Here is a 20070-nt window from a genome sequence, read left to right on the forward strand (position 1 = left end):
TGTCCAGATTGACTCTACGTGAAGTGAAGCTATATCAGCTGAAATAAAGAATATTTACACGGGTCACTCCGATGACAGAACAACCTTTCGATCACTGATCTAATCTGACGATTTTACCTGAACAGCAACCTTCCCGTACGTTCCCCCACCTCCGGAAGACAGCTCCAGTTGACCATTCCGTGCGGCCACGATAAGTCCTGCCAACACAGGTCCAACCACCGCAGCAAGTTCTTCCTCATGCGTACGATGAAGGATGTTCATCTCTGTACCAAAATGGTCCAGTAGCTGGCGCAGTTTGGCTTTGCCAAGTCCAGGGATGAACTCCAGTGGTACCTGATACTGATAGGCTGGTCTGTTTGCAGGCACATGAGGACTCTCCCGATCAGAGATTGCCAGAATGCGGTCGAGTACCCCCTGCACCAGCTTCAGACTGCCGCAGTGAGGGCAACGTTCTGCCGACATCGCCTGCTCATCCATAATGCTGCCACACGCTGCACAGTAGGTACGATGGTACTTGCCCAGTCTTGGATTCAGACCATAATTGGCGGCAATTCTTCTACCTGATTCTCCTTTGAGAGCCATATGGAATTCATCAAATGAAGGTGCCGCAACCTGCAGCTCGTTATACTCCCGTCCAATCTTACCGAGGGAGTGAGCATCCGAATTCGTCAGGAACGGAATATGATCCAATTCCCGAATATAACTGGCCATGGATGAATCAGAGCTTAACCCAAGCTCAACAGCATCCACAAGGCCAGTATCCAGTACATCGCGCATACGGGGAGCTGTACTGCCATATATTCCTTTGTGTGGTGTAAATACATGTGCAGGCACAATAAGTCCACCACGTGCCTTAATCTCGGACTGCATTTCTAGGGCGGGCACGTATACCCGCTGAGAACTGAGATTCACATTTTTCATATAACGTTTCATCCAGTCCGTGAAGGACTTCATCGTTTTCAGATCACGGAAGTACGCCAGCATATGAAACTCGCGCATTCCAGGCTCACGCAGCTCAATCTCTGTCCCCAACAGAATGGTCGTGTCCTGATAAGCAATACCGCCGCCCTCGATCTCGGACATGGTACCACTCTCCAGCAATTGCTCGATATCCATCTGTACAACCGGAGAATGACAATCAATAACACCAAGCAAATGAATTCCTTTGCGTTCCGATGCTTCCCGGGCAATATTCTCAAATGTCAGATCGCGACTGCCACTGATTTTCACGGCCTCACCACGAGAGGTTCGTCCGATGTGAATATGCAGGTCTGCATAACAGGGCTCCCACACCATAGACGTTTCCAGTTGTTGTTGCATGCCTAGAACCGTCCTGTCGTTCTGTAGAGGTCCCACGCATACACAGCCATCATCGTTTTGGCATCACTAATCCGATTCTCGTCCATGAGAGCGTACGCTTCCTCCAGTGTAATCTCGGATACTTCAAGGAATTCATCTTCGTCCAGTTCCATATCTCCGGCTTCCAACTCTTCCGCGATGTAAAGGTGAATGACCTCATCTGCGAACCCAGGTGAGGTGTAGAAGGAACGCAAATGACGCAGCGACTTGGCTACATATCCCGTCTCTTCCCGCAATTCACGTGCTGCAGCTACTTCCGGCTCTTCTCCCGGGTCCAGCTTTCCCGCAGGAATCTCCACTTCCGTGCGTCCCATCGCCTGACGATATTGATCCACTACAAGCATGCGATCCCCATTCAGCGCAAGTACTGCTACCGCTCCGGGGTGCCGAATGATCTCACGTGTAGCTGTCTGACCATTCGGCATCTTAACCGTATCGACCTGAAGTGAAATGACTTTCCCCTCGAAGATTGGCTTGGTGGATACGGTCACTTCATCCAATTTTGGATTGGCAGGTTGGGCTGCATGGATGGATTGGGCAGATTGGTTTGATTTCATTCGTTCTTCAACTCCATATCGTTAGATTATATATTCAGCTAATGTATAATTCTCTGATTTTGGGCATATGGTGAGCTTATAGAACTCTCACAGCAAAATATAAACGAATCAGGGGGACATTCAATGAATAGTTATTTGACGCCTCAATCCGTACACGTGGTAGGACAAGCCCGGCAAGTACAGCTCATACTCAAGCAATGGTTGCGTGAGTGGGGCCCGGATGCCAAGTTAAGCGATCTGCTCGCTGGACGCAAATGAATGAGGCATTGGATCTTTAATCCGTTCGCCCATCGATGTAATTTGACTCTAAATTAACGAAACTTCTCCCTTGAAATATAACATGAATTTGCAAAAAGTCCGAATCCGATCAGACCGGATTCGGACTTTTGTCTAAGAGTTACCTGTTATTTCTTGTCGGCTGCCGTTTCCTGAATAATAGCCACGACTACCTGGGACAACTTCACAATGTCTTCGGCACGAATGCGTTCTTTGGTTGTATGAATATCCTCATACCCTACCGCCAGGTTCACAGTTGGAATGTCGAATCCGTTAAAGATATTGGCATCACTGCCACCACCGGAAGCAAACGTACTCGTCTCCAGACCAATACTACGGATGGCACGCTGCGCAAGCTGTACAACTTCGTGTTCATCATGGAAACCAAATGCAGGATACAGAATCTCGCTTCTGAATTCAGCCGTTGCACCGTATTTGCGACATGTTGTTTCGAGCGCGTCACGCATCTGTGCAACCTGCAATTCAACTTTCTCCTGCACGATACTGCGAGCTTCCGCTTCAAGTTGTACAAAATCACATACCACGTTGAGTGCTGATCCACCCTGGAATTTGCCAATGTTTGCTGTTGTCTCATCATCAATTCTGCCCAGTGTCATCGCTGCAATTGCTTTGGCTGCAACCTGAATGGCGCTGATTCCGTCTTCCGGGTTCACACCCGCATGTGCGGACTTACCATAGATGCTCATTTGAATTTCAGCTCTGGCTGGTGCAGCTACACAGATCGTGCCTACAGCCCCATTAGAGTCAAGCGCATAACCGAACTCGGCATCGATATCCTTCGGATTCATCGCACGTGCGCCCACCAGGCCAGACTCTTCGCCAACTGTAATGACGAATTGAATTTTACCATGAGGAATCTTGTTTTCCTGGATCACACGAATTGCTTCGAACAATGCCGCAATCCCTGCTTTGTCATCTGCTCCCAGGATTGTTGTTCCATCACTGCGAATCCAGCCATCTTCACCCAGTTCAGGCTTAATGCCCTGTCCCGGCGTTACAGTGTCCATATGACATGTGAAAAAGATCGGTGCAACGTCATCTGTTCCTTCGGCTTCCCAAGTAATAACGAGGTTTCCGGCGCCATGTCCGGTTTGCTCCATGGTGTCGTCCTCATAGACATGTAGTCCGAGGTCTGCAAACTGTTCTTTTAACACCTTGGAGATGTTCTGTTCATTTTTCGTTTCACTATCAATCTGCACCAGTTCCATGAACTGATCAATAACACGTTGTTGTTTAATCACAGGACTTTCCTCCCTCTCGTGGATACGGTACAATACAATTACTATGGCTTACTTTATGTTGAAAGGAGTTCTCTCATCATGCAAAAAAAGAAATGGTTCAAAATTATCATCTATCTCATGCTGATCGCCATGATTGGGTCCACCCTTTTCATAGCTCTCGAACCGTTACTGTTCGGATAGCAACAGGAAGCCTTTCGACGGTCTGTTTACAGACGTTGAAGGGCTTCTTTTTCGCTAATCCAGTTGATTTGGTATGGAAAAATGCGATTAAAGTACAAGACAATCTCGCTTGCTACCTGCTCCACTGTATAAGACTTACCCGTTATATCCTCCAGTGACGTTACGCCGTACTGCTCAATCCCACAAGGAACAATCCCCTGAAAACCCGCATGTTGAATACCCGAGCTGATATTAAAAGCAAACCCGTGACTGGTTACGAAACCGCGGCGGTGTTTGCAACGATTAAACTTGATGCCGATTGCAGCAATCTTCATATCGCCAATCCATACACCCGTGTACCCCTCTTTGCGTCCGGCTGTGATGCCTTGGTCTGCGAGATAATCCATGAGTACCTGCTCAAGTTTTCGTAAGTAGCCGTGTAGATCCAAGTCTTCATCCCGACCAAGAATCAATAACGGGTACCCTACCAGCTGGCCCGGGCCATGATAAGTAATATCACCACCGCGGTCAATTTGAAACAAAGAAATCCCTTGCTCACGCAACTCTTCCGGACTGAGAAGCAGATGCTCCGGATGATTTTGTGAACCAATCGTATACGTTGGCGGGTGCTGTAAAAGCAGCATCTGCTCCGCTCCCTCGCCCTCGTCCAATTGCTGCACAATCGCTTTCTGGCGGTTCCAAGCCTCTTCATAATCAAGCATCGGTATGTATGCAACATCCAGCGGCTTGCTCATGATTCCCCACACCCTTCTGCTTCAGGTTCAATGTACAATTGGGCACTAGTCTATAAACAGCAGGAAAAGTGCACGGCCTCCGGCACATACACTTTCCGTCAACTATTGACTTAATACACCGTGCTCTCCATGGTATATCCTTCAAGGTTTTCTTTGACACGTTGCAAGAAACGTCCGCTGATTACGCCGTCCAGGATTCGGTGATCCAGCGACAGACATAGGTTAGCCATCGAACGAACAGCGATCATATCATTAATAACTACTGGCTTCTTGACAATCGACTCGAATGTAAGAATCGCTGCCTGTGGATAGTTAATGATTGGCTGGGACAGGATCGAACCGAATGAGCCTGTGTTGTTCACCGTGAACGTGCCACCCTGCATATGGTCCAGCTTCAATGTACCTTCACGTGTTTTGCGAGCCAGTTCATCCACTTCCCGGGCGAGACCTGCGATATTACGCTGATCGGCATGTTTGATTACGGGTGTAAGTACGGAATCTTCGGTTCCTACCGCCATGGACAGGTTAATGTCCCGTTTGACGATAATTTTGTCCACTGCCCATACCGAGTTCATGATTGGGTAGTCTTTGATCGCGTTAACGACTCCCTTCATCATGAAGGACAGATATGTCAGATTGATACCTTCCTTGCGCTTGAACTCATCCTTGAGTTTATTGCGCAGCATCACAAGGTTGGTTACGTCCACTTCAATCATCGTCCATGCATGCGGAATTTCCGATACGCTCTGACGCATATTCCGCGCAATCGCATTACGCACAGGGGTAACATCGATGAAATACTCCGATCTTCCCTGGCCGCCGCCTTCCACTTCGATCTGTGGAATTTTCGGACTTTCGGTTAGATGAATGCCTGAATGTCTCACAGGAACGCCTGCATCGGACGCTGAGATCGCTTCTCCAGCGGTTAATCCCATCTCTCCATTTCCACGATTCACTCCGCTGAATGGAGAAGTAGACGGCACACCAGAAGGTGCATGCTGAGCTACTGGAGATGATGCTGGTGCAGACACAGACGATCCAGCAGCGTTACCTCCCTGTGCAACAAATGCCAGCACATCTTTCCGGGTAATACGCCCACCTGCTCCAGTACCCTGGATGCTTTGCAAGTTCAAGCCATGCTCTGCCGCCAAGGATTGCACTGCCGGGGAATACCGATTACGCATCGGCTGGTTGGCATCATGTCCTGCTGTATTTGAGGCGGTAACAGGAGTATGGCTTACATGTTGCTGCATTTGCTCCTGTTGCTGCGATACTTGTGTTATCTGCTCAGCCGCTTCTTCGTCAGAAGCTGCAACCTGCATGCGACATATTGCTTCACCAACAGCAATTGTCGTGCCCTCTTCCACCAAAAGATCACCCATAATGCCATCCACAGTGGATGGAATCTCGGCATTGACTTTGTCCGTGATTACTTCACAGATCGGCTCGTACTGTTCCACACGGTCGCCCGGTTTTTTCAACCATTTGCCTATGGTAGCCGAGACCAGCGATTCCGCCAATTGCGGCATAATGACCTCGATCCATTTCATACGTTCAGCCATTTGATTATCACTCCTAACTTGGCTTTTAACCTTTTATCAAACGATTACTATTCTCAAAAAGGGTATTTACACTACCTTCACAAATTAATATTCGGCAAGTGCACGCATCGCTTCTTTCGCTTTATCCTTGTTCAGCATGTAGAATTTTTCCATGGTTGGGCTAATTGGCATGGCCGGCACGTCAGGTCCACAGAGACGCTGAATCGGTGCATCCAGTTCAAAGAGACATTCCTCGCTAATAATCGCGGCAACTTCGGCACCTACACCACCCGTTTTGTTATCTTCATGTACAATCAGCACTTTGCCTGTCAGACGAGCGGAAGCAATAATCGCTTCACGATCCAGCGGTTGTAATGTTCGCAGATCCAGAACGTGTGCTGTAATGCCTTCTTCACGTTCCAGCTCCTCAGCAGCCTGCATTACAAAATGCAGCGGTTGGCTGTAGCCGATCACCGTAATATCCGCACCCTCACGAAGTACGTTGGCTTTACCAATCGGAACGATGTAATCATCCTCAGGCACATCTTCCTTGATAAGTTTGTAGCATTTTTTATTTTCAAAAAAGAGGACCGGGTCCGGGTCGCGAATGGCCGCTTTGAGCAATCCTTTGGCATCGTATGCCGAATAGGGCGCTATAATTTTCAGACCAGGTGTACCGAAGAAAATCGATTCCGGACATTGGGAGTGATACAGCCCACCGAAGATTCCGCCACCGATTGGCGCTCGGATAACAATTGGACAACTCCAGTCATTGTTGGAACGATAACGGATTTTGGCCGCTTCACTAATGATCTGGTTTGTTGCTGGCAGCATGAAATCCGAATATTGCATCTCGGCAATAGGCTTCATGCCATACATCGCTGCACCAATGGCAACACCTGCAATAGCTGATTCGGACAACGGAGTGTCCATGACACGCATATCTCCAAACTGATCCTGCAACCCTTTGGTCGTGGTAAACACACCACCTTTGACCCCTACATCTTCACCGAGAATAAAAACATTTTCATCCCGATCCATCTCTTCCTTCATCGCGAGACGGATTGCATCAATATATTCCATCACTGCCATACTTACCGTCCCCCTTCTTCGCTGTCCGCATAAACGTGCGTCAATGTGTCCTCAGGTTTCGGATATGGTGCGTTGTCTGCATATTCAGTTGCTTCTTTCATTTCCAGCGCAAGCTGGGAAGCCAGATCCACATCCCGGGCTTCGTCCCAGATGCCGCAATCCATCAGATAGTTCTTCATGCGAAGTACGCCGTCCTTCTTCCAATTCTCTTCAACTTCTTCCTTGGTCCGGTATGCCAGATCATTGTCAGAAGTGGAGTGAGGAGAGAGACGATACATCATTGCTTCAATTAGTGTAGGTCCTTCGCCAGCTATGGCACGTTGACGTGCTTCCTTCACAGCAGCGTATACTTCGAGCGCATCGTTACCATCTACGCGCAATCCAGGGAATCCGTAACCGAGTGCACGATCCGATATTTTACCGCTAAGCTGCTTGTGAATCGGAACCGAAATCGCGTACTGGTTGTTCTCGCACATAATAATGACAGGCAACTTGTGTACACCTGCAAAATTGGCTCCCTCGTGGAAATCGCCCTGGTTGCTTGATCCTTCACCAAACGTAACAAAAGAAACAAATTTCTGCTTCTTCATTTTGGCTGCCAACGCAAACCCGACAGCGTGCGGAACCTGCGTTGTAACCGGGCTGGAGCCCGTCACAATCCGCAGCTTTTTGTGACCGAAGTGACCCGGCATTTGCCGACCGCCACTATTCGGATCTTCCGCTTTTGCAAAAGCAGACAGCATCAACTCACGCGGAGTCATGCCTACCGCCAGTACAAAGCCATAATCGCGGTAATAAGGTAAATAATAATCGTGATCCCGATCCAGACCAAAAGCGGCGCCTACTTGCGCAGCTTCCTGTCCTACACCGGATACGTGAAAGTTAATTTTGCCAGCCCGTTGCAAGAGCAAGCAACGCTCGTCAAACTTGCGTGCGAGCAGCATGTATTTGTACATATCCAATACTTCACCATCGCTAAGTCCCAGCTGTTGATGCCGATGGACCGTGTCTGCAGTACCTTGTGAACTCATATGAGGTACCTCCTTTTAATCAAAGCCTGTGCCACTCTTACTACCCGATCTTATAACCTGGTACTAAGACTTGGCTTAACCTTATTATAATCCCTTTTACCCAAAAAAGGAAAGAACCTTTCTTATAAGCCTGTTTGGCTTACATTCCAATGGCCTTTCCATCGACCGCCAACATGGCTTCACCCATGATTTCCGACAGAGAAGGGTGTGGATGAATGGTTTGGCCGACTTCCCATGGTGTAGCATCCAGCATCTGAGCCAGAGAAGCCTCCGCGATCAATTCCGTCACATGGGTTCCAATCATATGTACCCCCAATATATCATTCGTCTTGGCATCTGCGATCACCTTCACGAATCCATCACGACTTCCATGAATGAGCGATTTACCAATCGCCTTAAATGGGAACTTGCCTGTTTTGATGTCATAGCCACGTTCTTTCGCTTCATGCTCGGTGAATCCAATGCTGGCTGCTTCCGGACGTGTGTACACACAACGCGGAATACGGTGGGATTCAACGGCATGTACCGTTTCCCCCGCCAAATGATTGACAGCGAGAATGCCTTCATGACTTGCCGCATGCGCGAGCTGTAGACCACCGATGCAGTCGCCAATGGCGTAGATGTGACTTTCACCAGTCTGTAAATGTTTGTTCACGGCGATAAAACCACGTTCCAGTTTGATATCTGTATTTTCAAGTCCGATATTTTCGACATTAGCCTGGCGACCGACTGACACGAGCATTTTCTCTGCTCTCAGCGTTTCCTGCTTATCATCACCAAGCTGCACATCAATCTGGATGCCCTCTGTATCCGTGCTATACGTTTCTGTTAGAACCTTGGCTCCTGTCAGGAAACGAACCCCCCGCTTGCCAAGCAATCGTTGCATTTCTCTGGCAACATCCTCATCCTCGGCAGGCAGCACGTGAGCAGCTGCTTCGACCACCGTGATGTCTACACCAAAGTCATTCAGCATGGATGCCCACTCCAGTCCAATCACACCACCACCGACAATAATAAGTGATGCAGGAAGCTCATCCATACGCAGTGCTTCGTCACTGCTCATAATAAACCTGCCATCCGGTTCCAGACCAGGCAGCACGCGTGGACGTGAACCAGTTGCAATAATAAGATTGGTCGGCACCACCGTATCCATTTCCCCATCTTCGAATTCTATAGCGACCGCTCCGCTCTGCGGGGAGAAGATGGAAGGTCCAATAACGCGCCCGTTTGCATGTACGACCTGAATTTTATTTTTTTTCATCAAATATTGAACGCCCTGATGAAGCTGCTCCACAATCGCATCCTTGCGCGCCTGTACCTTGGGAAATACAAGCGTGGCTCCATTAGTCTCGATACCATACGTCTCACTCTCCTGAATTTCGGCGTACACTTCCGCGCTCTTCAGCAAAGCTTTACTTGGAATACAGCCACGATGCAGACATGTTCCACCCAGCTTGTCCTTCTCAATGATTACAACCTGTTTCCCCAGCTGTGCAGCCCGGATCGCGGCAACATATCCACCGGTCCCTCCTCCAAGAATTGCAACATCACATGTAATTGGCATCTCTCATGCTCTCCTTTATGAATCAATTTTCAATATAATTTATGATGGCTTGAATCATGGTTTGTCTGATACCCTCTATATGCCATTGTACTCTCCTTAAGCGGTCAACTCAAAGTTTGAAGCAATCACACATGGACAGCCTATGCATTCCAAGCTATGATGGAATGAGGTATGATCTGTAAGCGTAACCTTTATTTAATGTCGACTTTGGCAGAAAGGGTATAATGCTCATGAATACAAGATTGGTCTTTGCGCGATTCCTGGCAATTGTTGTTCTGGTCATCCCCGGTTTAATGGCAATGAAGGGTTTTCTGATGATGAAAGATGCCCTGTTCCTATATTATGCCGAGCACGGGAACGAACTGATTTCACCAGGGTTTCAGTGGCTTTCCTTTGGCGGTGGACTTGTCCTGTTTGCCGCAGGTATGAGTTTTCTGGGAGGCTGGATCCTGTTCCGTGACCGCAAGCGTAATTATGTAGGTCCCCGTTTCCGGTCCAAAAATGTACCCGAAAAAGCAGAGACGCCCGGAAGGACTCCATGAGTCCGGGCTTTTTGTGTGTTTATACAACACAACGCCTATTTTACATAGACAGGATGGATCATCATGGTATCATTTTTAATCACGTTACAACGACTGCTTAAAGGCATTTTCCATGCGTTCAAAGACCCCAAGTTTCTGGCTCTGTTCGCGTTAACGGCAGCAACGTTGCTGTCAGGCACTTTGTTTTATACTCGCGTTGAAGGTCTGCACTGGATCGATGCGTTATACTTCTGCGCGGTTACCCTGACTACGGTGGGACATCCTGAATTTGTGCCATCCTCCGGATTCAGCAAAGCCTTTACCGTGATCTACATGTTTGCAGGCATTGGCCTCACTTTTGCCATGATTGCCAGAATTACAGCAGGTATTCTATTCCCTCGCAAATTAAAGACAGAAGAGGACCCGGAGTAAGCCCCGGGTCATTCGTATAAGGCATCCCGCAGTTTGGTAGACATACGTGATTCTTTGGAAGAAGACTTCAGGATCGTTCTGCGCAACGTCAGATTACTTGCTTGCAGTCGCTCCGCTTCTGCGAACAGTTCTGCAATTAACGCTTGTGTCGCTTCATCCAGAGAGGCCTGCCCTTTCAAGCTTTCATATCGCTCTTGAAGTGATGTTAACACTTCACTCATCGTAAACACCTCTTTTCATAACTCCTAGTAACAGCTGCCGGAACCAACGGCTTAACATTCCATATAGTAACACAAAGCTGCACAGATTAGTTCTGGCTCTTACCAAAGATTTTGTGGTACTCTGTAATGGTCGCTTTTTTTGTTGAATCCCGTATGTGAGAGGAGTAGCAGCACCGTGCAAACAGGACGTATTACCGTAATTACTGGACCCATGTTCAGTGAAAAGTCCGGTGAACTCATTCGCCGTTGTCAGAAATTAATTCAATTTGGCCGTAAAAAGGTGGTAGCCTACAAACCAGCCGAGGATGATCGGTTTGCCCAGGACGAGATCGTGAGCCGAATTGGTTATCGATTACCTGCTCATTCCATTCCCCGGCAATTAACCACGGAATCCGTAGAAATGATCTTGAACCAAACTATAGATGCTGATGTTGTTGCATTTGATGAAGTACAATTTTTCAGCAGTGCCATTATGGAACTGGTCTCGGAGCTAGCGTATTGTGGCAAACATGTCATTGTGGATGGACTTAATATGGATTACCGTGGTAAGGAATTCGGATATATTGGCGGTTTGCTTGCCATGGCAGATGATATCGAGAAACTCTCGGCTTTCTGTGCAGTATGCGGTAGCCCGGACGCGGCCTTTACGCAACGTATCGTCAATGGGGAGCCCGTTACTTTGGGTCCGGTTGTTATGATTGGCGATTCAGAAGCTTACGAGCCGCGCTGTCGTTGCTGCTTCATTCCTCCTCACAAAGTTGAATGTTCATCATAAATTCCTAAAGATTTTGATATCTTCCAAAAAGGCCCCTTGGGGCTTTTTTGTTATAGAAGCAAATCAATCGCACAAAAAAGCACCGCTTCACAGCGATGCTTCCAGAGTCACTTCCCGCTAGTCCCGGGAAACAAAATATTTGTTGGTCATGTAGTAAGCGTCACCACGCGACGTTTCCACCATTCCTTTTTTGGCATCCAAAAATACAATCTCTTTACACTTTGTGCAGTACCATTTTGTGCGTTTGTATGGAGATTCTGTCACATAAGCCGTGCCACATTTACAATCAATCTTCATTAATAACTCGGTTGATTTATAAGCACTGGACAAGCGTTCCAGGTTATCCTGCTGCTGTGTAGGCATAATGGTCTGCTGATAATCCGATAAATGATTCTGTACCTTGAAGTCTGCTACCAATGCTGCATTCAATCCAAAAAACTCCTTGCCGATTTCGGTCACGAAGCGCTTCTCATTTCTGTAGCAATCCAGCCACTCAATAATCTGCTTATTAGACAGTGGAACCGTACCCTTGATACCGCTGTTTAAGGTGTAGGTCATGATGTATAAAGTATCGTCTTGTCTACCTGAGTACATTAGAATCCTCCTTCGAATACATTTGCTAATGTACTACAAAAACGCGCATAAATCAAAGAATTGTTATTTCCTGAGCGCATCTCTTCTTATTAAATGGGAAACATTCCTCGTTCATCCGCCAAAGACTTACAAGAACTGCATACACCTGAAACATTTCCCTGTGGAGCCGCATAATGCACAACCGATTTAACGTTTTTCTTGCATATGGAACAGTAGTGCCTCCTTTCCTTTTTTGGGGTATAGTCCGATAGCTTCACTACGTTTTTGTTCAGTCGGAATCGTTGTAAGAAGACCGGCCATTTCATCTCGCTTCACTCTTTCTCATTCGCCTACTTCGTCGTCATTTGGTTCTCTGGGCTAAAAATTATCTCGTCTTTTTTATGTATACGATTCCAAGTTGTGCATGCCTATCTCATAATCTATTCGACGTTTTGAGCGTTTTTCCTGTTTTTAATCTCTACACATATAAAAAAAACCGACAGAACCTGCTTTCCTTCATTTCGGAAGAACAGTAATTTAGTCGGTTCCAACCTTATTTATAAAAAGTTCCCAGAACGTCCAGCTCTGATGAACGCTCAATTCGAAATGGATAGATATAACCCTGATTCATTCGGGTAAATTTGCGACTCCACAGATCCAGTCCGGATGTGAACTGATAAGCCTGATATATAAACTTGGAGCAGTAATTACGCTCAATGCTGCGCAAATTAGTCTGCAAACGGTAGAATTTCACCTGCTTGTAATGGTCCTGTACCCACCCGGCTGCTTTTACGCCTGCCTCATTCAGTCTGGAACGGAATACAATGAAGCGATCTCCTTCATAGAACCGCGTGAGATACCACTCTAATGAATCAGCAAATACAGGCCCATAAGGGTGCACATGATACACCTTGCCGTCGAGACCGATAATACCCATATGCCCGGCATAATACGTTGATTCAGAGCTTGGCGTGTACACAATATCTCCCGGCTCCAGCTTCATCTCGCCCAATGCGTTAACGGGCAAGTCCTGTTGCAGCCGCTTGGCTGCTGTACGTTCACGCCGTCCTTCAACCAACAAGCGGTGAAGCGCCCCGGCAAGTGCGAGATATATTTCAGACCATTTGATCTTTTTTTTATCAGATCGTTTGAACCACCGCTGAATGAAGGTGAAACCTCGCTGTGGCTGTGATCCCTTTTTCATACGCTGCACTCCACTCTGATCTAGTTATTGTATGTTGATGTCCTTCTCCTGTATCTCTGGCTTATTATAGACATTTGGTAGTACATGTTCAATTCGGGGCCTACTCCATCTTGTGCAATTATGCCTTCTTATTACCCACTTTATGCAAAAAAGATGACTTCGGGATTAACCCGAAGTCATCTTGATCGTATCCAAATGTAACCATTTATTCTTCTACCACACCAAGAGCTTTATTCTTCTCCTTAAATCGACTGTTATGGGAAGATACATAAGCCACTTTTTCCGCTTCAGGGTCCATGTAAAGCTTTGCACTATTCACCGCAAGAGCAGCATCAGTGAAAGTACCCGCAATCAGATACAGTTTACTACCATAATCTACAAAATCACCTGCGGCAAATACGCCCGGTATATTCGTTTGTAATCTCTCCGTTGTAGTGACGTGCCATTCGCCGAGATCAAGACCCCAATCCCGAATTGGACCAAAATCACTCTTCATGCCATGGTTTACAATGACTGCATCGACCTCAAGCAGTTCAGTTTCGCCTGTCTCCACGTGTGAAATGGTCACCTGCTCAATCACATCGCCACTCAAACTATGCAATGTCTCTACCGCATAAGGTGTACGGACATCTACTGAGGATTCTCTCATGCGCAGTACATTACGCTCCAACCCGCCAAAACGGTCACGACGATGCACAACCGTCACTTGCTCTGCCAGTGCTTCCAGTTCATTCGCCCAGTCTACAGCAGAGTCGCCTCCACCCGAGATCAGTACGCGTTTACCCCGGAATGGCTCGAGTTCCTGCACGGTATAGTGCAGATTGCTAACCTCATAACGGTCTGCACCTTCAAGCTCCAGCTTGGCCATTTTATATATGCCATAACCGATTGCCAAAATGACGGTACGTGTCCAGTGTTGTTCACCTGTTGTAGAAGTTAACAGAATTGTGCCATCAGGTTGACGCTCAAATCCTTCGATCTGTTGTTCAAATACAAGCGTCGGCTCGAAAGTGCGTGCCTGTTCTTCCAATTGTTTGATCAGATCCTCACACAGGATTGGCGTCACACCCCCGACATCCCAGATCATTTTCTCCGGATAAAATAACATGCGACCGCCCAATCTGTCACGTGCTTCAATCAATTTGGTCTTCATGTCCCGCATGCCGCTATAAAAGGCAGAGTACATGCCCGCAGGGCCACCGCCGATAATGGTTACATCATAGAGTTCCAACTGCTGATTCATATTTAAAATACCTCCGTTAATTCGATCCAGAACATCGAGTATTTGATATCGATTCTCATTATCACTTAAATCCTAGTGTACTGGTAATCTTATCAAAATACAATGGCTAAAAAACAAACATTTCTTGGACAAAACATTTAAGAGCAACTCCGCTCTTTCACTACTGCGCTCTTGGAGCCTCCAACAGCTTTTCAACGACAAAATCAAGTTGTTTATTGATTGAATAGATATCTGAATAGTAGAAGAAATCAAAATCAATCTCAATCAGACGACCTTCCTTAATCGCAGGGATGCTGCTCCATATTGGATTATCCGTCAAGTTATCTGCTCCATCATATACAGAGCGAAACACATAATCTCCGATATATTCAGGCAGTACTTCCATGGAAATACTGGAGCCGGCTTCCTCCGAAACCACATCAATTTTTTTCTGTACAACCTCAGGCGCTTTCATTCCCAAGTACTCATATACCGCCTGAGATCCTCGGCCATATTGTTTGCTCTCTGCAATGTTCATGCCTTTCAAACCACCCTCCACAATGGAGATCGTTTTGTCCAGTATGCCTGCATCTGCAAGAGTCTTCTTACTCTTTTCAACTTTGGTGTTCAGATTGGTGATTAACGTCTCGGCTTCCTGCTCTTTGCCAAAAATACTCGCTATACTGTGCAGTCTTTCTTCTGTAGACAATTTTTCATATGGAATATATACCGTAGGTGCAATATCTTTTAATAACATATACGTCTCTTCTGAAGGAACAATGATCAAATCCGGATCAAGATCAATGACAGCTTCAGGATTTGGTTCAAACCAGGTACCGAGTGCATTTACACCTTCAAGCTCACTCTTGTAGGCAGCCCCGTCATACACATCTGAGGTAGCGATTGGCTTAATTCCAAGTGCAACGACATCTCCCTGGAGATACAGAACAACAACCCGTTTAGGGTTCGCTGGAACAACGACGTCGCCCTTAACGGTCGAGACCGTGCGTGTTTCATTGTCTTTGTTGGTCTGGCTTCCTGTGTCTGATGACACGGACGTGCTGCTGTTATTGGAACTGGCACCCGTTCCTTCGCCAGCTGTTGGTATGGTTGTACCTGAAGAGCAGGCTGAGAGAAGCATCGTGATGCTCAATAAAGCGACCATAATCATACTTGAACTTGTTTTTCTTCTTTTCATTGGTGTAGACCCTCCGTCAATATATTGATAATGATTCTCATAATCAATATATCCCGACATCCATCTTCGGCCAATGGACGATTCAGATATTTGCAATGGACGATCCTCTGTTTTCGCTTCTTCTCTCATCTTTCGTTGATACAGGATCGGAGAGATCCCCACATGTTTTTTGAAAATACGACTAAAATAGTACATATCCGAATAACCCACTTCTGCTGCAATTTCACTCAGCGTTGCATCAGAACGTAGAAGCAGAGTGCGCGCCTTGGCGATTCGAGTCTGAATTAAATAATCAATCGGACTGTAACCGGTTTTTCGTTTGAATTGCATGGATAAATGACGAGAGCTATAGTTGAATTGTTCAGCCAGAGAATCGAGTGTGACCTGTTCCCTATAATGGTTCTGTATGTAACGTAGTGTTTGTTTTACCGGGTCAGCAAGTTCTGTTTTGATCTCTTGCTCTGTTAGCTGAACCATCATTTCATGAATGAATTGGTAAAATAAACTCTTTGTGCGAAGTAAATCCAGACTCCCAGACTGTGCCCATGCTTCTTCAATCTCGTCAAGGTAACGTAATAGTCTAAGCGGACTATTTGGCGTAAAACCATATTGCAAAGAGAAAGGTGTAGCCTCAGGCTGTGTCAATAACCACTTTTTGCGATAACTCGGAAAGGCAAGAAAGGCTCTGTAATAGAGCAGAATATATTCGAAATCTTCAATGGTTTGGATATCCAGCGAAGTTCCTTTAGCCCCATGAAGCATGTAAAATCGCTCTGCGTTATGTGTTCGCCCATCCAACTGAAGCACAGCCGATCCTCGTATCGTATATATAAAAACATTTGCCGGAAGCGTATAGGAACTCAGTTGTTCACCTTCCTCCATAACAATCCGGCGTATATCCAGAACCTTAACAGCGGAAAGATTCCAGCATTTCATCTGTTCGTCTAATTGCATTGAATACTCTCCAATCCTGACCTCAATCATATAACAATCTTCTGACAAGTAATTATCTTTGTTAAGCATCTTTCAACATTATGTAACAGGGATTCTCTTCTCTCTCTTGATTATAAATGATAATAATTTTCATTATCAACTACTTTATTTCATTAGTTATTGGTAAAACTGCTTCAAAACACTTTAGTTATTACAGGACTTTTCATACGTGTTATGGTTCAAAATATCATTTCCTGGACGTTTAGCGTGAGATTTCCTTTTGACGAGAATAAAAAAAAGCATGCCGTCGGCAGCTTTTTATTCAACATATGTTTTTCTGCTTTTTCTTTTTCTCTTAAACTCCTATAGAAATACACTTAAATATGGATCGCAGGCTCACAAATCGTAATACAGAAAACCTGTTACATTATTATTTCCTTGTAAGTAATGTTTTTTTATTTCTATTCTTTGTAAATGTACGTTAGTATAATATACGCAACCAATCTAAAGTTGAATTCCTAAACCTTGAAAATCCGGTTAAAAAAGAGCAAGTTTTCTCATTGCCTCTTTTACTTTATCTTTGTTCAATAAAAAGTATTTTTCTCCTGGTGCGTGAAAAGTTGTCGCTGGAGTATCCGGGCCGCACAGTCGCATGATGGGTGCATCCAATTCGAAGAGAAGTTCTTCGGCAATTATAGCCGATACTTCCGCCCCAACGCCTCCTGTTTTGTTGTCTTCATGCACGATCAGCACTTTTCCTGTCTTTCGAACAGCCTCAAGTATTCCTTCTTTATCCAAAGGTTGAAGTGTTCGTAAATCTAGCACATGTGCAGAGATCCCTTCTTCATTAAGTTCTTGTGCGGCATTTTCTATAAACATAAGCGGCATGCTGTAACTTATTACTGTTATATCAGTTCCATCACGAAGCACATTGGACTTGCCAATCGGTACCGTATAGTCCTCTTCCGGAACTTCACCCTTCACTAGCATAAAGCATTTCTTATGCTCAAAGTACAATACAGGATCAGGATCTCTAACTGCGGCTTTCAGCAATCCCTTTGCATCATAAGGTCTATAGGGAGCTACAATTTTAAGACCTGGGGTGCCAAAAAACACCGATTCTGCACATTGGGAATGATAGAGTCCACCAAATACCCCAGCTCCAATAGGAGCACGAATTACAATCGGACAACTCCAATCGTTATTTGAGCGATAACGAATTTTGGCTGCTTCACTGATAATCTGATTGGTAGCCGGAAACATGAAATCAGAGTACTGCATCTCAGCTATCGGTTTCATTCCATACATAGCTGCCCCGATCGCTACACCGGCGATGGCGGACTCAGCAAGCGGCGTGTCCAAAACCCGCTCTTCGCCAAACATATCGATAAGTCCTTTTGTCGTTGTATAGACCCCGCCCTTGACTCCGACATCTTCACCTAAAACAAAGACGTTCTCATCCCTCGCCAATTCTTCCTGCATACCAAGACGAATTGCTGATACATAATTCATGATTGCCATTGACCGTACTCCCCCTCTAATTTATTCTGCATATACATGGTCCAACGAAGACTCAGGCGTTGGTAACGGGGCTTTATCCGCATAATTTATCGCATCATCGATTTGTTTTTTAACTTGCGATTGCAACTCTTCCTCATGAGCAGCACTCCATACTCCACAATCGATTAAATATTGTTGGTACTTGGGTATTCCGTCCTTAGCTCGGTTCTCCTCTACTTCTTCCTTCGTTCTGTATAATAAGTCGTTATCCGCAGTGGAGTGCGGAGAAAGTCGATATAACATGGCTTCAATCAGCGTCGGTCCTTCTCCGCGGATCGCTCTCTCCCTGGCTTCTTTTACGGCTTTGTATACCTCGAATACGTCGTTTCCATCGACTCTTACACCCTCAATTCCATAGCCCCGGGCGCGATCAACAACCCGTCCGCCAAGTTGCTTGTGGATGGGCACAGATATGGCATACTGATTATTCTCACACATTAAAATGACCGGAAGTTTGTGGACTCCCGCAAAATTGCAACCTTCGTGAAAATCCCCTTGATTGCTGGATCCCTCACCAAAGGTTACAAAACTTACCAACTTTTGATTTTTCATTTTCGCCGCCAATGCTATACCAACCGCGTGGGGTACTTGCGTAGTAACCGGACTAGAGCCGGTGACTATCCGAAGCTTTTTATATCCAAAGTGGCCAGGCATTTGACGACCTCCACTATTGGGATCTTCGGCTTTTGCAAATACTGATAACATTAGTTCTTGGATACTCATCCCTAAAGATAAAACCAAGCCATAGTCACGATAATACGGAAGGAAGTAATCTGTAGACTTGTTAAGGGCATATGCAGCAGCAACTTGTGCTACTTCTTGTCCAATACCTGAAACATGAAAGTTTATTTTACCTGCACGCTGAAGCAACAAATTACGTTCATCAAATTTACGTGCCAAGACCATGGTTTTATACATTTCAACAGCTTCTTCATCTGTCAACCCAAGGGAATTATGAAGATGGCGTTCTTCTATACCAGCTTCGCTCATAGAAAATACCTCCTTTAATTGCATTTAAGTGCTAATATATCAATTTATTATACTACTATTTCTGTATGACAAAATCAAATTTTTGGAATTAAATGAAACCTCTCACTATTTTAGGATTAGATCAATTTTATTGTTAACAACTCTCAACAGCTCTTTCATTTGTTCATTGATAAAAAAATGACCACCTTCGAACTCAATCAACTCACATCTTCCCGAAGAATGTTCCTCCCATCCCATTAATTCTGAATATGAAATCTCATCAGTCTTACCATAAAATACAGATATGTCACATTTTAAATCAGTAACTTTTTTCTTATATTCATATGTTTCAACGATTTTATAATCATTTCTAATTAATGGTAGGAATAAATCACTCAACTCTTTGTTTTCCAACACTTCCGATGGTGTGCCACCCATAAGTGACAACTCTTTCTTAAAAGCTGTTTCAGGCAACAGATGCTTAGGCAGGCCCTGATTTGGGCATTGAGGGGCTCTTCTACCCGAAAAGAAAATATGTTCCGGTTGTAACCCTTTTTTTTCTAGAACTTCATGAGCCAGTTCATATGCAACTAAACTGCCCATGCTATGCCCAAAAAAAGTAAAAGGACCTTGGTTCAAATAAGATTGGATTTGATGGTATGCGTCATTGGCCGCATCTCTAATGGAAGTGTATGGTTCATCCTCTATTCTCCCCCCTCTACCTGCCAGTTCAACAGGCACAAGATTAATTTGTTCATGAATGTCTTTTTTCCATTTGGAATAGATCATTGCCGAACTTCCAGCGTATGGGAAACAAAACAAGTTAACCTTCTTCATTCTTCTATACCTCACTTGGGTTATTACCT

The 20070-nt window shown here is 45.6% G+C and carries 21 protein-coding genes; 5 read left to right on the top strand and 16 right to left on the bottom strand.

Going from position 1 to position 20070, the window contains the following annotated elements:
* Nucleotides 1–99: 99 nt before the first annotated feature.
* Together ACTHPG_RS13935 and ACTHPG_RS13940 are read right to left on the bottom strand one after the other, a co-directional pair.
* Entirely contained in the window at nt 100–1320 is a 1221-nt protein-coding gene (locus tag ACTHPG_RS13935) for an endonuclease Q family protein (RefSeq protein WP_440390019.1), read from the bottom strand.
* A gap of 2 nt (nt 1321–1322) precedes the next feature.
* Nucleotides 1323–1916, bottom strand: a complete 594-nt coding sequence (locus ACTHPG_RS13940; protein WP_440390021.1) for an NUDIX domain-containing protein — start codon at nt 1914–1916, stop codon at nt 1323–1325.
* A 123-nt stretch (nt 1917–2039) separates the two neighbouring features.
* On the opposite strand from ACTHPG_RS13940, the gene ACTHPG_RS13945 reads away from it, so the two are divergent.
* A complete protein-coding gene (locus ACTHPG_RS13945) occupies nt 2040–2174 on the top strand; it encodes a Z-ring formation inhibitor MciZ (RefSeq protein ID WP_278294300.1) in 135 nt (44 codons plus the stop codon).
* Between the two features lie 146 nt (nt 2175–2320).
* On the opposite strand, the gene ACTHPG_RS13950 is transcribed toward ACTHPG_RS13945, so the two are convergent.
* A complete protein-coding gene (locus ACTHPG_RS13950) occupies nt 2321–3454 on the bottom strand; it encodes a M20/M25/M40 family metallo-hydrolase (protein WP_440390023.1) in 1134 nt (377 codons plus the stop codon).
* 78 nt (nt 3455–3532) lie between these two features.
* Here ACTHPG_RS13950 and prli42 point away from each other — a divergent pair, with 78 nt between their 5' ends.
* A complete protein-coding gene (prli42, locus tag ACTHPG_RS13955; RefSeq protein WP_017687624.1) occupies nt 3533–3634 on the top strand; it encodes a stressosome-associated protein Prli42 in 102 nt (33 codons plus the stop codon).
* Between the two features lie 26 nt (nt 3635–3660).
* On the opposite strand, the gene lipB is transcribed toward prli42, so the two are convergent.
* The 5 genes from lipB to lpdA all read right to left on the bottom strand — a co-directional run bounded on the left by lipB (nt 3661) and on the right by lpdA (nt 9596).
* Entirely contained in the window at nt 3661–4368 is a 708-nt protein-coding gene (gene lipB / locus ACTHPG_RS13960) for a lipoyl(octanoyl) transferase LipB (RefSeq protein ID WP_440390025.1), read from the bottom strand.
* 110 nt (nt 4369–4478) lie between these two features.
* Nucleotides 4479–5930, bottom strand: a complete 1452-nt coding sequence (locus ACTHPG_RS13965; RefSeq protein ID WP_440390027.1) for a dihydrolipoamide acetyltransferase family protein — start codon at nt 5928–5930, stop codon at nt 4479–4481.
* Between the two features lie 84 nt (nt 5931–6014).
* The gene (locus ACTHPG_RS13970) at nt 6015–7001 is read right to left on the bottom strand and encodes an alpha-ketoacid dehydrogenase subunit beta (protein ID WP_210108620.1); all 987 of its coding nucleotides are present in this window, start codon (nt 6999–7001) and stop codon (nt 6015–6017) included.
* 2 nt (nt 7002–7003) lie between these two features.
* A complete protein-coding gene (locus ACTHPG_RS13975) occupies nt 7004–8032 on the bottom strand; it encodes a thiamine pyrophosphate-dependent dehydrogenase E1 component subunit alpha (RefSeq protein WP_440390029.1) in 1029 nt (342 codons plus the stop codon).
* Nucleotides 8033–8171: 139 nt separating this feature from the next.
* The gene (lpdA, locus tag ACTHPG_RS13980) at nt 8172–9596 is read right to left on the bottom strand and encodes a dihydrolipoyl dehydrogenase (RefSeq protein WP_440390030.1); all 1425 of its coding nucleotides are present in this window, start codon (nt 9594–9596) and stop codon (nt 8172–8174) included.
* A 224-nt stretch (nt 9597–9820) separates the two neighbouring features.
* Between lpdA and ACTHPG_RS13985 the strand changes: the two genes are divergently transcribed.
* Nucleotides 9821–10138, top strand: coding sequence for a DUF2627 domain-containing protein (locus tag ACTHPG_RS13985; RefSeq protein ID WP_278294295.1), 318 nt, complete (start codon nt 9821–9823; stop codon nt 10136–10138).
* A 63-nt stretch (nt 10139–10201) separates the two neighbouring features.
* The gene (locus ACTHPG_RS13990) at nt 10202–10549 is read left to right on the top strand and encodes a potassium channel family protein (RefSeq protein ID WP_278294294.1); all 348 of its coding nucleotides are present in this window, start codon (nt 10202–10204) and stop codon (nt 10547–10549) included.
* 8 nt (nt 10550–10557) lie between these two features.
* Here ACTHPG_RS13990 and ACTHPG_RS13995 read toward each other — a convergent pair whose 3' ends face one another.
* A complete protein-coding gene (locus ACTHPG_RS13995; RefSeq protein WP_440390033.1) occupies nt 10558–10770 on the bottom strand; it encodes a hypothetical protein in 213 nt (70 codons plus the stop codon).
* A gap of 175 nt (nt 10771–10945) precedes the next feature.
* On the opposite strand from ACTHPG_RS13995, the gene ACTHPG_RS14000 reads away from it, so the two are divergent.
* A complete protein-coding gene (locus ACTHPG_RS14000; protein ID WP_339307205.1) occupies nt 10946–11545 on the top strand; it encodes a thymidine kinase in 600 nt (199 codons plus the stop codon).
* A 117-nt stretch (nt 11546–11662) separates the two neighbouring features.
* Here ACTHPG_RS14000 and ACTHPG_RS14005 read toward each other — a convergent pair whose 3' ends face one another.
* The 7 genes from ACTHPG_RS14005 to ACTHPG_RS14035 all read right to left on the bottom strand — a co-directional run bounded on the left by ACTHPG_RS14005 (nt 11663) and on the right by ACTHPG_RS14035 (nt 20041).
* A complete protein-coding gene (locus tag ACTHPG_RS14005; RefSeq protein ID WP_440390034.1) occupies nt 11663–12139 on the bottom strand; it encodes a hypothetical protein in 477 nt (158 codons plus the stop codon).
* A 532-nt stretch (nt 12140–12671) separates the two neighbouring features.
* Nucleotides 12672–13322, bottom strand: coding sequence for a hypothetical protein (locus tag ACTHPG_RS14010; protein WP_440390035.1), 651 nt, complete (start codon nt 13320–13322; stop codon nt 12672–12674).
* A gap of 205 nt (nt 13323–13527) precedes the next feature.
* Entirely contained in the window at nt 13528–14565 is a 1038-nt protein-coding gene (locus ACTHPG_RS14015) for an NAD(P)/FAD-dependent oxidoreductase (protein ID WP_440390037.1), read from the bottom strand.
* A gap of 160 nt (nt 14566–14725) precedes the next feature.
* On the bottom strand, nt 14726–16696 hold the full coding sequence (locus tag ACTHPG_RS14020) for an AraC family transcriptional regulator (RefSeq protein ID WP_440390039.1): 1971 nt from the start codon (nt 16694–16696) through the stop codon (nt 14726–14728).
* Between the two features lie 516 nt (nt 16697–17212).
* Nucleotides 17213–18196, bottom strand: coding sequence for an alpha-ketoacid dehydrogenase subunit beta (locus ACTHPG_RS14025; RefSeq protein ID WP_440390041.1), 984 nt, complete (start codon nt 18194–18196; stop codon nt 17213–17215).
* Nucleotides 18197–18217: 21 nt separating this feature from the next.
* Nucleotides 18218–19225: a thiamine pyrophosphate-dependent dehydrogenase E1 component subunit alpha gene (locus ACTHPG_RS14030; RefSeq protein WP_440390042.1), complete on the bottom strand. Its 1008-nt coding sequence runs from the start codon at nt 19223–19225 to the stop codon at nt 18218–18220.
* 105 nt (nt 19226–19330) lie between these two features.
* Nucleotides 19331–20041 (bottom strand): thioesterase II family protein, encoded by a 711-nt coding sequence (locus tag ACTHPG_RS14035; protein WP_440390043.1) that lies wholly within the window; start codon nt 20039–20041, stop codon nt 19331–19333.
* Nucleotides 20042–20070: the final 29 nt, after the last annotated feature.

It is taken from the genome of Paenibacillus sp. SAF-068, from assembly GCF_051967555.1.
Classification (GTDB): domain Bacteria; phylum Bacillota; class Bacilli; order Paenibacillales; family Paenibacillaceae; genus Paenibacillus.

What these genes read in the sequence shown, in the direction of transcription:
- ACTHPG_RS14020 (WP_440390039.1), bottom strand. Translation starts at nt 16,696, where the DNA reads ATGCAATTAGACGAACAGATGAAATGCTGGAATCTTTCCGCTGTTAAG.
- ACTHPG_RS13940 (WP_440390021.1), bottom strand. Translation starts at nt 1,916, where the DNA reads ATGAAATCAAACCAATCTGCCCAATCCATCCATGCAGCCCAACCTGCC.
- lipB (WP_440390025.1), bottom strand. Translation starts at nt 4,368, where the DNA reads ATGAGCAAGCCGCTGGATGTTGCATACATACCGATGCTTGATTATGAA.
- ACTHPG_RS14005 (WP_440390034.1), bottom strand. Translation starts at nt 12,139, where the DNA reads ATGTACTCAGGTAGACAAGACGATACTTTATACATCATGACCTACACC.
- ACTHPG_RS13945 (WP_278294300.1), top strand. Translation starts at nt 2,040, where the DNA reads ATGAATAGTTATTTGACGCCTCAATCCGTACACGTGGTAGGACAAGCC.
- ACTHPG_RS13965 (WP_440390027.1), bottom strand. Translation starts at nt 5,930, where the DNA reads ATGGCTGAACGTATGAAATGGATCGAGGTCATTATGCCGCAATTGGCG.
- ACTHPG_RS13975 (WP_440390029.1), bottom strand. Translation starts at nt 8,032, where the DNA reads ATGAGTTCACAAGGTACTGCAGACACGGTCCATCGGCATCAACAGCTG.
- ACTHPG_RS13985 (WP_278294295.1), top strand. Translation starts at nt 9,821, where the DNA reads ATGCTCATGAATACAAGATTGGTCTTTGCGCGATTCCTGGCAATTGTT.
- ACTHPG_RS14030 (WP_440390042.1), bottom strand. Translation starts at nt 19,225, where the DNA reads ATGAGCGAAGCTGGTATAGAAGAACGCCATCTTCATAATTCCCTTGGG.
- prli42 (WP_017687624.1), top strand. Translation starts at nt 3,533, where the DNA reads ATGCAAAAAAAGAAATGGTTCAAAATTATCATCTATCTCATGCTGATC.
- lpdA (WP_440390030.1), bottom strand. Translation starts at nt 9,596, where the DNA reads ATGCCAATTACATGTGATGTTGCAATTCTTGGAGGAGGGACCGGTGGA.
- ACTHPG_RS14010 (WP_440390035.1), bottom strand. Translation starts at nt 13,322, where the DNA reads ATGAAAAAGGGATCACAGCCACAGCGAGGTTTCACCTTCATTCAGCGG.
- ACTHPG_RS13990 (WP_278294294.1), top strand. Translation starts at nt 10,202, where the DNA reads ATGGTATCATTTTTAATCACGTTACAACGACTGCTTAAAGGCATTTTC.
- ACTHPG_RS13935 (WP_440390019.1), bottom strand. Translation starts at nt 1,320, where the DNA reads ATGCAACAACAACTGGAAACGTCTATGGTGTGGGAGCCCTGTTATGCA.
- ACTHPG_RS14025 (WP_440390041.1), bottom strand. Translation starts at nt 18,196, where the DNA reads ATGGCAATCATGAATTATGTATCAGCAATTCGTCTTGGTATGCAGGAA.
- ACTHPG_RS14035 (WP_440390043.1), bottom strand. Translation starts at nt 20,041, where the DNA reads ATGAAGAAGGTTAACTTGTTTTGTTTCCCATACGCTGGAAGTTCGGCA.
- ACTHPG_RS13995 (WP_440390033.1), bottom strand. Translation starts at nt 10,770, where the DNA reads ATGAGTGAAGTGTTAACATCACTTCAAGAGCGATATGAAAGCTTGAAA.
- ACTHPG_RS14015 (WP_440390037.1), bottom strand. Translation starts at nt 14,565, where the DNA reads ATGAATCAGCAGTTGGAACTCTATGATGTAACCATTATCGGCGGTGGC.
- ACTHPG_RS13970 (WP_210108620.1), bottom strand. Translation starts at nt 7,001, where the DNA reads ATGGCAGTGATGGAATATATTGATGCAATCCGTCTCGCGATGAAGGAA.